This is a genomic window from Nocardia arizonensis, from assembly GCF_001310275.1.
GTDB classification, from domain to species: Bacteria; Actinomycetota; Actinomycetes; order Mycobacteriales; family Mycobacteriaceae; genus Nocardia; species Nocardia arizonensis.
The window spans coordinates 86,261-99,838 of record NZ_LGYZ01000078.1 but is presented as its reverse complement, the minus strand read 5'-3'; the positions used below and the strand labels follow the sequence as shown (position 1 = coordinate 99,838).

Below are 13,578 nucleotides of genomic sequence, written 5' to 3'. Positions count from 1 at the left end.
GGGGCGGTCCTCCCCGCGCGGAGGCCGCCCCGTCGCCATGTCCCCGAAACTCCCGTAGTAGAGTCCGAATGATGTCGCGGACGCGCATCATTCGCATCGCCACCCGATCCAGCCCGATGGCGGTGGCCCAGGCCGAACAGGTCGCCGGGCTGCTCGCGGAATTCGGCGTGAGATCCGAACTCGTCAAGGTGACCACCGCGGGCGACCGCTGGATGGGCGATCTGTCCGCGCTCGGCGGCAAGGGCGCCTTCGTCAAGGAGATCGACCGCGCGCTGCTGGCCGACGAGGCCGATCTGGCGGTGCACTGCCTCAAGGACATTCCCGGTGACATCCCCGTGCCGGAGGGACTGGCCTTCAACGGCTACCTCCCCCGCGACGACGTCCACGACGCGGTCATCACCCGCACCGGCGCGGCGCTTCGGGAACTGCCGTCGGGCACGGTGGTCGGCACGAGTTCCGTGCGCCGCACGGCCCAGCTGCGCCTGCACTACCCGCACCTGACGGTGAAACCGTTGCGCGGCAATGTGAACACGCGTCTGGCCCGGCTCGAGGAGGGCTACGTCGACGTGCTGATCGCCGCCGTGTCCGGTCTGCACCGGGTCGGACAGCAGCACCGGATCACCGAGACCTTGGATCTGGAGACCATGCTGCCGCCGATCGGCGCGGGCGTGATCGTGCTCGAATGCCGCCGCGACGACGCCGAACTGCTCGAACTCGGCGCGCGCATGGACGATCCGGCCACCCACCGCACCGCCGACGCCGAACGCGCCATGCTGCACGCCCTTCAGGGCCACTGCAATTCGCCGATCGCGGGCTATGCCACCACCGACGCCACCGGACGCCTCACCCTGCACGGCAAAGTGTTCGATCTCGACGGCACCCGGTGGCTCGACGCACAGCACTGGGGCGTCCCGGAGGACCCGCAGGCACTCGGCTTCTTCGTGGGCGCCGACCTACTGCGCCAGGGCGCCCGAGCGCTGATCGACGCCATCCCCCACTGACCGCCTACTTTTTCGGCGGAACGATCAGGACCTGGCCGACATCGATGACATCAGGATTCGAGATGTCGTTCGCCTCGGCGAGCCGCGGGAACAGCGTGGCGTCGCCGTAGAAGCGCTCGGCGAGCGCGGACAGCGTGTCGCCCGCGACGACGGTGTAGGAGATGCCGGGAATGATGAGTACCTGGCCCACGTCGATCTTGTCGGGATCATCGATGTGATTGGCCGCGGCGATCAGCGGATACAGATTCGAGTTGCGGGGGTGATAGTAGCTCGCCGCCAGGCCGGACAGGGTCTCCCCCGCCGCCACCGTGTGCTTGTTGCCCACCTCCGGAAGCAGCAGTACCTGACCGGGGCGAATCCGGTCGGGATCCGATATGCCGCTGGCGACGGCGACGAGCTTGAAAAACCCTGCCTGCCCGTAGAATTTCTGCGCAATCGCCGACAGGGTTTCGCCCTCGACGACGGTGTGAGTGCTTATCATCGCGATGATCCTTCCGACAGAATCCCGCACTGCGGTTCACGGGAGTTGAATGGACAGCCTCAGCCTACTTCCGGCTCGCCGACCATCAAGGACATCGGACGACTTGGCTCGAATTCGGGTATCACACTACGCGCGCCGCTGTTTCCGTCCCGCGAAAGGTAATTCTTACTTCAACGACCTCCGGGTAGTCAGAAATGCGTACACGATGATCGGCGAGTAGTGGACTACTCTTTCTCGAGCGAAGCCACGACGCTACTATCGGTCCCGGTGACGCAGGCGTTCGTCGGAGGCGATCATGGATCTCGCGGCCCGAACACACGTCTTGGCGAGACAACTCTCGGCGGCTCTCGCGATGTCGGCGCGATATGCCGACGATCGCGCGTACGACCGCGGCGACCGGTCCCGCCTCGCGGCGGGATTCCTCACCGACTGCGACCGGGTCGCCGCGGCCGTCGACGTCGAACTCGCCGAGTTGTTCCGACACACTCCGGCGCTCGCCGCCCTGGTCGAGGAGATGAAGGGCCATGCGGACCGCAGACGGCTCGTGGACCAGGTGGATCTGGCATTGCGCGAGCTTCCGCATACCCGCGCGGCGCTGCTGGCATTGACGCAATCGGCGACCGAACCCGTCACCGACGGCTCGCTCGTTCGCCGCGCCCGGCGGTGGAGTCGATCCGCGCGATGGCTCGGTCACACCATGATTCTGGTGTGGATGAATCTCCTGTTCGCCGTACCGATCGCGTTCGCTTTCCTCACGGTCTGGGGCGGATTCGAGCGCCAGTATTACGCGGCCGATATCTCCGGATTGCTGAAGGCATTTCTCGTCTGGGTATTGTCGTTCCTGCCGAGCTGGTTGTACATCCGATTTCTGCGACAGCGCGCGAGCGCGCTGTGGAACGAGTACGTCATCCATCTACACCGTCTCGCGGTGGACGAGCCGCGATACTTGCCCAAACCACCGAAAGCCTCCGAGTTCTACCGGGAATGGCTCGATGACGACGGCTTCCTTCTGGATGAGGAGCAAAATATCTACCGGCAGAAATTCAATGCCTATTATGGGCGCGCGGTATCGTCGCCGAGCGGCTCCGATTTCGCGGTCAAGACCGAAACCCTGTTTCCGGTCTTCCTCGCCACGACCGTCTTCGCGACCTGTTGGACCGCGATCCTGTGGGATACGAGCTTCATCGAGAACCCGATTACGGTCTGGGACTTCCTGAAATTCGGATTTCTCGGCGCCTATGTGTTCACCTTGCAGAGTCTTGTCCGACGGTTCTTCCAGAGCGATCTCAGGCCGAGCGCGTACGCGTCGGCGCTGCTGCGGATCATCGTTGTTTTCACCGTCCTGGCACCGCTGTATCAACTGGTCTACCGCTTCGGGCCGAGCGTGCAGGCGGTGGTCGCCTTCGTCGTGGGCGTATTCCCGATCGCGGGTATCTACGCACTGCATCGGGCCGCGGCGGTCACGCTCCGCCACGCGGTACCGCAGCTGACCCCGGAGTACCCGCTCAACCGGATCGACGGCCTCAATGTCTGGTACGAATCCCGACTCATCGAGGAAGGCATCGAGGATATGCAGAGTCTGGTGACGGCCAATCTGGTCGACGTCATACTCCACACCCGCGTTCCGCTGGGTCGCCTCGTGGATTGGATCGACCAGGCCCAGCTCTACCTCCACCTCGACGACGGCGAATCCGCACGCGGCGAAGAGTCGTCGGAGCAGCCCTCGCACAGCCACGCGGGCACCGACACCCGCGTCGCGCTGCGCCAACTCGGCATCCGAACGGCGACCGACCTGCTCATAGCCTTCCCGCCCGGTCAGATCGACCCGGGAACCCCCACACAGTTGGCGGGCCGCCGATTCGATAATCTGGCGCCCGCCGACATCGATCTCGACCGCGTCCGCACCCTGGTACGCGTCCTCGACAAGAACACCGATCTCGTCGCGGTCTGGAACTGGCAGCGGCGGGGCGCGCGCATCCGCGCACCTCAACCGCCGCCGAGCAGTGGACTGCGCGACACCGCATGATTCGATCGGGTCGATACCCACCACCCGCGCCCGGCCCGCGACGGCTCGGATTCGGGCCGTCCGGACCGGGCGTGTTCGCCTCCGAGCGGTACTCAGGCGTTCTCGCGGTCGCCCTCGGTCGCGGGGGATTCGCCGCCCGCCTGGTCCTCGGCGGCGGCGCTCAGGAGTTCGCGGGTGTAGCGCTCGGCGAGCAGGGGCACGAAATTGTCGAAATTCGCATGGTCGGCGATGTGGTCGTAGGCGGCCTGCAACAGGTCGTCGATGACCTTCTCCCGGGCGACGCCGTGAAATTCCCGGGTCAGTCGATCGGTGGCCGCCCGGAGGGCGACCTGCTGGTCCAGGGTGAGGTCGGAATGCTGTCGGTCGGATTCGGCGGGGCTCTCGGTCACGATATCTCCTCGACGTGCCTCTCTGGTCGGGCACTCGACGGGTACCCGATCGGCGACCGTTCACGCGGACGGAAAACTAGAACACGTTCTTGTGTGCGCCGCGAGGGCGTGGGATTCTGTGCGAATGGACCTCGCCGCAGTGGAAGATATCCGCCAACTGAAATATCGATATTTCCGAACATTGGACCTCAAGGAGTGGGATGAGTTCGCGCAGACCCTCACCGAGGACGCGTCGGGCCGATACGGTACGCACGCGATGGGCGAACCGCTGGTGTTCGACGGCCGCGAGGCCATCACCGCCTTCATGCGGAGCAATCTCGGACCCGCCATCGTGACGGTGCACATCGCCGATCACCCCGAGATCCGGGTGGACGGCGATCACGCCACGGGCTCATGGGCTTTCGAGGACACCGTGATAGCCACCGAATACGGCGTGCTCATCCGGGGCGCGGGCTACTACTCCGACCGATACCGCCGTGACGACGGACAGTGGCGCATCGCCGAAACCGGCTACCGCCGCATCTACGAATCCTCCCAGGCGCTGTCGGACACGCCGAGCTATCACCTGCTGAGCAATATGTGGGCAACCCCGGGCGCGTGATCTCCGCCGCGCCGTGGCACGGTGACACATATCATCGTCGCCTCGACCTGTTGCGGCCGTGACGATTACACGCAATAGTGACCTCTTGCGCCGGATACGGAAAGGTCGAGGAATGGTATTCAGGTCTATCGCGGTCGTGTCGGCCGCGGTCGGGCTCGCGATATTCGCACCGCGTGCGGCGGCCGATCCGGCCGTTTCCTACGCCTATATCCCGGTGGTGAGCGACGGAGCGGTGCTCGTGGTCGACACCGCCGCCGATCGCGTGGTCCAGCGCATCGACGGGGCGGGCCGGTTCGCCTCGGCGGCCACCGCCTCGCGCGACGGCGCGAGGATCTATGTGCAGGCGTTCAATCCGCCGCTGGTCGGCTCGGACGACATCGCCGTGATCGATCGCGCCACCGACACGGTCACCGCACGGGTTCCCATCACCGGCACCGACGGTCTGGCGCAACCGATCTCGGATCCGGTTCGCGATCAGATCTACATTCTCACCGCGCGCCCGTCCATCGATGTGGTGAGCACGACGACGAATACGCTGCTGCGTTCCATGCCGCTGCCGTCGATTCCGTTCGCGGCGGCCATCGCCCCCGACGGCAGCCGCCTCTACACGATCTTCGGCGACTCCACCGCCGCCGCCTTCGATCCCGAGTACGGATTCCAGCTCGGCGGGCGCATCCAGATCGACGGTTCGGTTCCCTACGCCGCCGCCGTCTCCCCCGACGGTCGCACCCTGTATTCGGTGAACGTGCTTGGCGACAATGTCTCGGTCATCGACACGGCGAGCTGGCGGCGCACCGGGGCCATCTCCTTCGCCCCGGGCAGCGCCCCGGTGGCGGGCGCGATCAGCCCGCGCGGCGACAAATTGCTGATCGCCACCCTCGGCGCGAACGCCGTGCAGGTCATCGATATCGCGAGCAACGACATCGTCGGATCGGTCCCCGTCGACGCACCGGTCTCGGTCGGTTTCACCGCCGACGGCGCCAAGATGTACGTCGGCAGCCTCGGCCCGCAGAGCAGGCCCCTCGTCCCCACCGCCGCCAAGGGTTTCGACGCCACAACGGTCCTGCCCGCCTTCCTCCAGGCCGACCCCCGCCCTGGCAGCCTGATCCCGTTCTCCGCCACCGACTTCAGCCCCGCGGGCGCGCCGATCGGCACCGGAACCGGCCCGGGCCTCGGCGCATACCCCGGGTAGAAAGACCTCACGCGAGTCCAGTGTATTCGCCCGCCGGCGCCGAAGGCGTCCGTGGCGGCGGACCGCGGTTCGCCTTCCGTCTCTACAACGGGAGGAGGATGTGGAGCGGGCATTGCGGGTCAGGGCGCCGAGTCGAGGGTCAGCCCCGCCGTATCGCCGGGGCCGTGATCAGCGGAATATCAAGGGCGGTCAGGATTCCGGCGGGGGCGGCGACCACGGCGGGGATGGCGTTGACGATGCGAAGGGCGGTGCCGATGAGGGTGGCGACATTGTGGTCGCCGCGCGGGCTCGAGGCGACCAAGTCCAGCGCGTAGCAGGGGTCGCCGGTGATCTCCACGCGGTATGAGCCCGCCGGATGCGCGGGCTGCGGCCAGTCGGGGCACAGATCCGGCCGGAGTCTGGTGACGTGTTCGAGCACGGTGACCGGCTCGTCGCCGACCATGCCGCGCACCTCGAATCGCAGTGCGGCCGCGGTGCCCTCGGCGATGTGGCCGGTGGCGATGTCGAAGGATTCGGGGGCGGGCGCGCGCTCGAAGACCTCGGTCACCTCGTCGAGCGTGACACCGATTCCGGCCGCCAGCTGCCGCACCGTACTGCCCCAGGCCAGCGACAGCACGCCGGGTTGCAGCAGCATGGGCACATCGTCGATGGGGCCGCCGAATCCCATGATGTCGAACATGACCGCGCGATTGTCGTAGCTGGCGTAGTCGACGATCTCCATGCAGCGCACCCGGTCGACACGCAGACAGGTGCCGGTGAGCGCGAGTGGCAGCAGATCGTTGGCGAATCCCGGATCGATGCCGTTGACCCACAGCGACGCATCGCCCTCCCGCGCGGCCTCCTGGACCGGCCCGAGCAGGTCCTCGGGCAGGACGCCGTACGGATACTGGAAGAAGACCGGCGCGCACGCCACGACGTTGACCCCCGCGGCCAGCAGCCGCCGCAGATCCGCCAGCGCCTCCATGAGCCGGTTGTCGGTCATGGCGCAGTACACGACGCAATCCGGCCGCGCGGCCAGCAGCGCGTCGACGTCCTCGGTGGCCGCGATGCCCACCTTCTCGTCCAGACCCGCCAATTCGCCCGCGTCGCGGCCCGCCTTGGCCGGACCGGACACCCACACACCGGTCAATTCGAGCGACGGATGGGCGATGACCCCGGCCAGCGCGTGCTTGCCGACATTGCCCGTGCCCCACTGCACCACGCGCAGGCTCATGACAGATCTCCGATCGGCAGGTCGAGGTTCGGCGCGATCAATCCGCCGTCGGGTTCGAGCACCTTCCCGGTGAGGTACTTGCCCGCGGGGGACACCAGATACAGTGCGGCGGCGGCGATGTCCTCCGGTTCGCCGAGCGTGTGCAGCGGGGTCTTGGATTCCAGTTCGGTGCGCATTGCGTCGTTGCTCGCGACGATTTCGAGCGCCGAGGTCAGGATGGAACCGGGGGCGATGGCATTGACCCGGATACGGGGATTCAGGTCGAGGGCGGCCAGTTTGGTGTAGTGCGCGAGCGCGGCCTTCGCGGTGCCGTAGGCGGCGAAGGCGCGGCCGGGAAGCCTGCCCATGGTCGAGGTGATGTTGACGATCGAACCGCCGCCCGCTGTCGCGAGGATGTGCGGGACCGCCGCGCGGGTCAGCGCGTGCGCGGTGCCGACGTTGAACCGGAACGCCTCTGCCATCGCCTCGGGGGTGGTGTCGAGCAGGGGACAGGGCATGGCGCCGCCGACATTGTTGACCACGATGTCGAGCCTGCCGAACCGGTCCACGGCGGTCGCGGCGAGTCCGGCGGCGATGTCGGTGTCGCTCAGGTCCGCGGCCACCACGTGCGCCCGGCGACCGGTCGCGGCGATCTGTTCGGCCACCTCGTCGAGTTGCGACTCGGTGCGGGCCGCGATCAGCACGTCGGCCCCCGCCTCGGCGTAGGCGACGGCGATGGCGCGACCGAGGCCGCGACCCGCACCGGTCACGATGGCGACCTGTCCGTCGATACGGAATCTGTCCAGGATCATGCGCTCCACCCATCCGTGCCGAATTTCTCATGTCGAATATTCGACACATTATGTCGTATATTCGACATCGTAGGAGCGCGCACGGAATGAGCACAAGGGGTCGCCGACAATGGACCACAGCACGACCGCACCGGGCGACCCGGCGGGCGAGGCCGAAGCCGACCGGTCGCCGTCACCGCCGACGCGTCGGGTCGTCGATATCGTCTCGCTGCTCGCCGCCGCCAAGGAACCGCTGCCGGTGGCGACCATCGCCGATCGACTGGCCATCGCCCGCGCCACCGCGACGGCCGTGCTGGCCGAACTGGACGCGGCGGGCTGGGTGGTCCGGGTACCGCGGCGCGGCTACCGACTCGGCAACACCCCGGCCGGACTCACCGAACCGCCGATGCCGAGCGGGGTCGGCGACATCCTGGCCGCGCTCACCGACAGCACCGGCTGCGGCGCGACGCTGAGCCGCATCTCCCCGGATCGGCTCACGGTGCTCGAGGTCCGTCACGGTACGGATCGGGTGGTGTTCGGCATCCCGGTGGGACACCGCATTCCGCTGCAATTCCCGGCGGGAGCGAGTGTCATGCCGTGGCGGGTCGCCGCCGAACAGAACGCGTGGCTGGCCACGGCCGCCGAAGCCGATCGCCGCACGGCGAGTGCGCTGTTGACCCTCGTGCGCGAACGGCGTGTGGCGGTTTTCCGGCCGCGCGCCGACGATACGGGCATGGTCGATCTACTGATCGATCTGCTCGGCGCGGTGGGAACCGAACTGCGGCAGTCGACTCTGCGCGCGCGAGCGCTGCGTCAGCTCGCGGCACTGACCTCCCGGCCGTTCACCAGGGACGAACTCGATTCGGAGGCGGTACTCCCGCTGAGCTATCTCGCCGCACCGGTTTTCGACGCCACGGGGTCGGCCGCCTACGAGGTGCAGTTGGGCCCGCTACGGGCCGAGACGACCAAGGCCGAACGTGACGGCTATATCGCCGCGACCCGATCGGCGGCCGAAGCGCTCACGGCCGCCGCCGAATTCGACGGCCGCCGTCAGGAATGACTCCAGATTCGCGCGGCGCGATCCTCCGGCGCGGCCCAGTGCCGGTCGAACAGCCATACCAGGCCGTCGCCCGCGGCGGCCATACGGAAGGCAAGCACCTCGCCGAAGACCGCGCCGAGGCCCTTGGCGTCGGTATTGCCCATCTCCAGGTAGACGACCTGCTGGGCACGGGCCAATTGGGCGCGCACCCGATCCGGGCCGGGTCCGTGGGCCGCGGGCAGCCGATCCGAGAGCACCTCGGCGATATCGTTCTCGGCCGCACTGCCGGTCACGGCCCTGATCTGCAATTGCGGTCCCGCCGCGCGCCATTGCACCTCGATCTCGGCGCCGTGGCGCTCGATGCGCAGATTGCGGGTGGCCGCCTCCAGGGCGAGCGCGGCTTCCTCTCCGGTGTCGAAGACCGCCTCCGCGAGAGTCCGCAGATCCGCGGCCACCAGTTCCTCGCGCATATCCTTCACGTCGAGTTCGATTCGACTCTCGCAGTACACGCTGATCCACTCCGCCACGGGCACACCGTACCCCGCGACAGTGGTGCACACCGGTTCCGTGACCAAGTCGTATATCGGTATCGCCCAACACAATTCATCCGATGAGCGGTACATCTGCACGCACGTTCGTCGAGTTCGCGCGTCCCGGTTCGGCCATCGGCACGATGGTGACCTGGGACGATCACCGCGGCGATCCCGCTGTCGACATTGCTCCGAATATCGTGCGGCACGACCGGAACCGCGCGCTCGCCGGCGGGATGTCCCATGAAAAATTACGGTCCAGTGGGGTTGACAGCGCAGCGAGCGTAATCCGCCCGGTTCGTACGATTCCGTCCCGAATCCCGCATTCCCGTTCCCGAAGGGAGCAGTGTCGCATCCCGATAGCGATATCGCCATGCGAAAGCCCCCTTCCCGCCCCGGTGTTCGGCAGACAATGGAGCCATGACGGCGAGCGGATACCACCACACGGAAACCAGCGCGGCGCGACCGGACCGCGGCCCCACCGCGAACCGGTGGGTCGATTTCGCCGAGATCGACAATGTCCGCGATCTCGGCGGACTTCCCGTGATCGGCGGTGGACGCACCCGCTTCGGTGTCGCCTATCGGGCGAGCACACCGCAACACATGACCGCCGCGGACCTGGCGCTGCTGCTCGGGCCGCTCGCGCTGCGCACCGTCATCGACCTGCGCAATACGGAGGAGGTCATGGCGGAGGGCTACGGGCGGCTCACCGGAGCGGGCGTCCACACGGTCAATCTCCCGGTGCGCACGGCCACCGCCGCCGCGGCGACACCGGCCGATCCGGTCCCCATCGGCGACGCCGCCGACCTGACCCGCATGTATCGCGAATTGCTGTCCGGCAGCGCGGAATCGGTGGTGTCGGCGGTACGTCTCATCGCCGACGGAACCCGGCATTCGGTGGTCTTCCACTGTGCCGCGGGCAAGGACCGCACCGGCCTGCTCGCCGCCATCGTGCTCGACGCGGTGGGTGTGCCCGCCGCCGAGATCGCGGCCGACTACGCCATGACCGACGCTCGACTCGACCGCATCCGCGCCCGACTGGCCGCGCTGTCGTCCTACCCCGACCTGCCGCCGGCGCGCACCGGCATCCTCTCGGCCGAGCCCGCGACCATGCTCGGCTTCCTCGCCGGAATCGCCACGGACTACGGCGGCGCGGCGGGCTGGCTGTCGGCACACGGTCTCGGCGCGACCGAACTCCGCCGGCTGCGGACCGTGCTCGTCGACCCTCCCGCGTGATCGCGCAGACTCAGCGGTCGAACTCGGGGTCGAAGTCGTCTGGGTCCATGGCGAGCAGTGCCTCGAGCCGGGCCAGGAGTTCCGCGTCGTCGTCCGCGCTCGCGGCGGCTCGCATCGACGGATTCGCGCAGACCTCGCCGTCGCCGGCTGCGCCGTCGGAGGCCGCGTCCGAACCGTCGACGGCCTCCGACGCCCGGGCGGCGAAGTCGCCGTCCTCGGACGCGTCGGCCACCGGTGCGGCATCGCCGGAAAGCCGCGCGGCGAAGTCGTCGTCCGCGCCGGCGAACAGCTCACCGGCGCGGGCCAGCGCACCGTCCAATGCGCTGGTGAGAGTGTCGAAGACGTCGAACCCGTCCAGCAATCCGGCCAGCTCCCCGCGCACGGATTCCAGTTCGGCGACGGTGGGGTCGACACGCGCCCAGGGGACGCCGTCGTAGCACCACGGGTCGCCGTCGATCCAGGCGAAGACGATGTCGCAGACCAGGGTCGGGTCGGCGGTGTAGAGCTCGTACTCGTCGTCGTCCGCGCCGCGGCGATGGGTGAGCCGGAACATCGCGTCAGGCAGCAGGCGGGTGAGAATCCAGTCGTCGACGCCGCGGGCGACCTCGAGGTACGGGCGCTCCCCCGCGCCGACGTCGTGCAGGCCGTCAAGCACCGGCCCCGTCAGCGCGGGCAGGTCGCCGTCCTCGGTTCGGATGCGGATACCCGATTCCACCTCGCTCATCGGGCCCAGTGTGCCCGATGCCCGCGCGGGCGGTGCACCGGACCGATGATTTCCGTACCGACGCGCCGTCCACGCCGTGCTGCCGCACGGCCGACGCGGGCACGCGCGCGCCGAACGGGCACGGGGTCTTGCGCGAACGAATCGGCGGCAGCACCCCCGCGGCCCGCGCTCTCGGCCAGCGATCTACCTGCGGTTCCACCACGGGGGCGGAATGCGGGCTGCATGATGGGCAGGGGTGGCGCACCGTCGCCGCCGAGCGTGTTCGTCGAGTTCACCGATCCGTCCCGTCGTACGGAAGGAACCAAGATGATCACCTGGAACAGCCGTCCCGCGCTGCGCACCGCCGCCCTCGCCGGATTCGGCGCCGCCGTCCTCCTCGCCGCCGGTACCGCAGCGGCCGCCCCGCAGGTCCGTGACCGCGGCGCCCGCCGCTATCGGCGCGGCCTACAGCTGCGACGCCGGTGCGGGGGTCGTCGCCCTCAAGGCCATGGTCGGCGCGGCCAACGCCGACCATCCGGCCGCACTCGGCGTCCAGGAGGCGGTGACCTGCGACGGCACCGAACGGACCGCCACCATCGATATGGTCGCGGGCGCGGGCGAGAACCTGCCGCAAGCGGGTGAACTCGTGCAGATACGGGTCGCGCTGGTCGACGCGGGCGACATGGTGGTCGCGGGTCAGGCCAAACTCCTGCCCATCCGAGACTGATACGCCGCGGCCCGCGCGACACGCGTACGCGCGCCGTCCGCGGGGACGCGGGCCGCACGAAGCCCGCGGCGAACCGGTCACGGTGGATTCGGCGGGCGGAACGCTGCTCACGCCGGCGCGGCGATCAGGGCGGGCGTCAATTCGTCGAGTCCGGCGATGACGTGGGTGGCCAGCTCGCGGGCGTCGGGGTCCAGCGGATATTCCGAACGTGGCGCGGCGATGACCCGCATGCCCGCGGCGTGCGCGGCGCGAAGACCGTTGCTGGAATCCTCCACCGCCGCGCAGTCGGCTGCCTTCTTGCGCAGGCTCGCGGCGACCGCGAGGTAGACATCCGGTGCGGGTTTGCCGCGGTCGACCTCTTCGGTCGACATGGTCACATCGAAGAATTCGATCAACCCGGTGCGGCCGAGCACGGCGTCGATGAGCGCGCGCGGCGAGGAGCTGGCCACGCCGAGCGGCCAATTCTGACTGATCCGCTGCACCGCGTCCACCGCGCCGGGCAGCAGTGGCACGGTGCGACCGTAGTGCGCGGCCATACGCTCGATCACCGCGTCGGCCACCCGCCGCGGCGGTTCCCCGACCCCGAGTTCGCCGCTCAGATATCGCGACCACTCCCCCGTGCTCATTCCCATCAGCCGCTTCTGCGTATCGGGCAGCCAACGGCCGCCCTTCTCGGCGACGTAGTCGCGACGGACGCGCTCCCACACCGGTTCGGAATCGATGAGAACGCCGTCCATGTCGAAGACGACCGCCGTGATACTCATCCGTACAACGCCCTTCGCCGTCCACGGGCGCAGCCGTCTCCGACGCGCGCGTCGATCGGTGCTGGTACCGCGGGATGTGTCGCAGACCTGATGGCTCGACGGATACCCAGCGTAGGTCACGCCATTCGGTCGACCGCGGCCAACCCGTGGTCACCCGCGCCGCGATGTGACGGGAACGACGGACCGCCACGTTGGGGCATTCGGTCGGCAACCGATAACTTGTTCTACATGAGTGATGAGCGGGTCGACGTCGGGCTACCCAGCGAGGAGCACCACGAAGGTGGCTTCCGGCCGACCTCCATGGCCGATATCGTGAGCGCGCAGGACGTGCGCGACAATTCGCAGGGCGGACCGCACTTCGGTCCGTTCATCGAACAGGTCCGCACCCTCATGGACCGCGCCAGGCTCATCGCTCCCTCCGACGACCTCGCCCTCGAGGCCATCGCGACGCTGGAGAAGCTCAACGACCGGCTCCGCGAGGCCGTCGTCGACGAGTGGGTCGCCCCCACCTGGACCCGTGGCGACCTGCCCGCGCGCGGCAACGTGACACTGCCGCCCTACACCCTCGAGAAGGTCGACGGCGAGGGCGTGCGCGCGGACGTCACCTTCCGCACCTTCCATCTCGGCGGCAATGCCGCCGCGCACGGCGGACAGGTCGCGATCGCCTTCGACGACCTGATGGGTATGGCGGCCGCCGTGCACGCGCAGGCGGTGGCCAGAACCGCCTCCCTCACCGTCGACTACCGGGCGATCACACCGCTGGATACCGAACTGCGACTGCATTCCTGGGCCGAACGGCAGGACGGCCGCAAGGTCTACGTCCGGGCCACCCTGCACGACGGGCAGACCCTGTGCGCGGAGGCCAAGGGTCTGTTCATCGTGCTGAAGTCGGGCCAGCAGTAGTAC

15 protein-coding genes are annotated in these 13,578 nt (G+C 68.4%); 8 read left to right on the top strand and 7 right to left on the bottom strand.

What is annotated here, in order from left to right; translation table 11 throughout:
* The first annotated feature begins 68 nt into the window (after window positions 1-68).
* Window positions 69-1,001, top strand: a complete 933-nt coding sequence (gene hemC, locus APZ21_RS15105) for a hydroxymethylbilane synthase (RefSeq protein ID WP_239476637.1) — start codon at window positions 69-71, stop codon at window positions 999-1,001.
* Between the two features lie 4 nt (window positions 1,002-1,005).
* On the opposite strand, the gene APZ21_RS15100 is transcribed toward hemC, so the two are convergent.
* The gene (locus APZ21_RS15100) at window positions 1,006-1,482 is read right to left on the bottom strand and encodes a LysM peptidoglycan-binding domain-containing protein (protein WP_054813938.1); all 477 of its coding nucleotides are present in this window, start codon (window positions 1,480-1,482) and stop codon (window positions 1,006-1,008) included.
* A gap of 295 nt (window positions 1,483-1,777) precedes the next feature.
* Here APZ21_RS15100 and APZ21_RS15095 point away from each other — a divergent pair, with 295 nt between their 5' ends.
* On the top strand, window positions 1,778-3,508 hold the full coding sequence (locus APZ21_RS15095; protein ID WP_054813937.1) for a hypothetical protein: 1,731 nt from the start codon (window positions 1,778-1,780) through the stop codon (window positions 3,506-3,508).
* Window positions 3,509-3,600: 92 nt separating this feature from the next.
* On the opposite strand, the gene APZ21_RS15090 is transcribed toward APZ21_RS15095, so the two are convergent.
* Window positions 3,601-3,897 carry a three-helix bundle dimerization domain-containing protein gene (locus APZ21_RS15090; RefSeq protein ID WP_054813936.1) on the bottom strand — a complete coding sequence of 99 codons (297 nt, stop codon included), beginning with the start codon at window positions 3,895-3,897 and terminating at the stop codon, window positions 3,601-3,603.
* A gap of 124 nt (window positions 3,898-4,021) precedes the next feature.
* Here APZ21_RS15090 and APZ21_RS15085 point away from each other — a divergent pair, with 124 nt between their 5' ends.
* Window positions 4,022-4,498: a nuclear transport factor 2 family protein gene (locus APZ21_RS15085; protein ID WP_054813935.1), complete on the top strand. Its 477-nt coding sequence runs from the start codon at window positions 4,022-4,024 to the stop codon at window positions 4,496-4,498.
* Between the two features lie 112 nt (window positions 4,499-4,610).
* Complete coding sequence (locus APZ21_RS15080) at window positions 4,611-5,690, top strand: YncE family protein (RefSeq protein WP_054813934.1); 1,080 nt, start codon at window positions 4,611-4,613, stop codon at window positions 5,688-5,690.
* 139 nt (window positions 5,691-5,829) lie between these two features.
* Here APZ21_RS15080 and APZ21_RS15075 read toward each other — a convergent pair whose 3' ends face one another.
* Window positions 5,830-6,903, bottom strand: coding sequence for an NAD(P)H-dependent amine dehydrogenase family protein (locus APZ21_RS15075; RefSeq protein WP_054813933.1), 1,074 nt, complete (start codon window positions 6,901-6,903; stop codon window positions 5,830-5,832).
* The gene (locus tag APZ21_RS15070) at window positions 6,900-7,694 is read right to left on the bottom strand and encodes an SDR family oxidoreductase (RefSeq protein ID WP_054813932.1); all 795 of its coding nucleotides are present in this window, start codon (window positions 7,692-7,694) and stop codon (window positions 6,900-6,902) included. Before APZ21_RS15070 ends, APZ21_RS15075 begins: the two co-directional genes overlap by 4 nt.
* Window positions 7,695-7,803: 109 nt before the next feature.
* Here APZ21_RS15070 and APZ21_RS15065 point away from each other — a divergent pair, with 109 nt between their 5' ends.
* Entirely contained in the window at window positions 7,804-8,733 is a 930-nt protein-coding gene (locus APZ21_RS15065; protein WP_082393122.1) for a helix-turn-helix domain-containing protein, read from the top strand.
* Here the strand turns inward: APZ21_RS15065 and APZ21_RS15060 are convergent.
* Window positions 8,724-9,239, bottom strand: coding sequence for a hypothetical protein (locus APZ21_RS15060; protein WP_156371082.1), 516 nt, complete (start codon window positions 9,237-9,239; stop codon window positions 8,724-8,726). The genes APZ21_RS15065 and APZ21_RS15060 overlap by 10 nt on opposite strands.
* Before the next feature lie 423 nt (window positions 9,240-9,662).
* On the opposite strand from APZ21_RS15060, the gene APZ21_RS15055 reads away from it, so the two are divergent.
* Window positions 9,663-10,478, top strand: a complete 816-nt coding sequence (locus APZ21_RS15055) for a tyrosine-protein phosphatase (RefSeq protein WP_054813930.1) — start codon at window positions 9,663-9,665, stop codon at window positions 10,476-10,478.
* Window positions 10,479-10,488: 10 nt separating this feature from the next.
* On the opposite strand, the gene APZ21_RS15050 is transcribed toward APZ21_RS15055, so the two are convergent.
* Complete coding sequence (locus APZ21_RS15050; RefSeq protein WP_054813929.1) at window positions 10,489-11,202, bottom strand: hypothetical protein; 714 nt, start codon at window positions 11,200-11,202, stop codon at window positions 10,489-10,491.
* A gap of 412 nt (window positions 11,203-11,614) precedes the next feature.
* Here APZ21_RS15050 and APZ21_RS15045 point away from each other — a divergent pair, with 412 nt between their 5' ends.
* Window positions 11,615-11,908, top strand: coding sequence for a hypothetical protein (locus tag APZ21_RS15045; RefSeq protein WP_054813928.1), 294 nt, complete (start codon window positions 11,615-11,617; stop codon window positions 11,906-11,908).
* Between the two features lie 107 nt (window positions 11,909-12,015).
* On the opposite strand, the gene APZ21_RS15040 is transcribed toward APZ21_RS15045, so the two are convergent.
* Complete coding sequence (locus APZ21_RS15040; RefSeq protein ID WP_054813927.1) at window positions 12,016-12,672, bottom strand: HAD family hydrolase; 657 nt, start codon at window positions 12,670-12,672, stop codon at window positions 12,016-12,018.
* Between the two features lie 228 nt (window positions 12,673-12,900).
* Here APZ21_RS15040 and APZ21_RS15035 point away from each other — a divergent pair, with 228 nt between their 5' ends.
* The gene (locus APZ21_RS15035) at window positions 12,901-13,575 is read left to right on the top strand and encodes a PaaI family thioesterase (RefSeq protein WP_054813926.1); all 675 of its coding nucleotides are present in this window, start codon (window positions 12,901-12,903) and stop codon (window positions 13,573-13,575) included.
* Window positions 13,576-13,578: the final 3 nt, after the last annotated feature.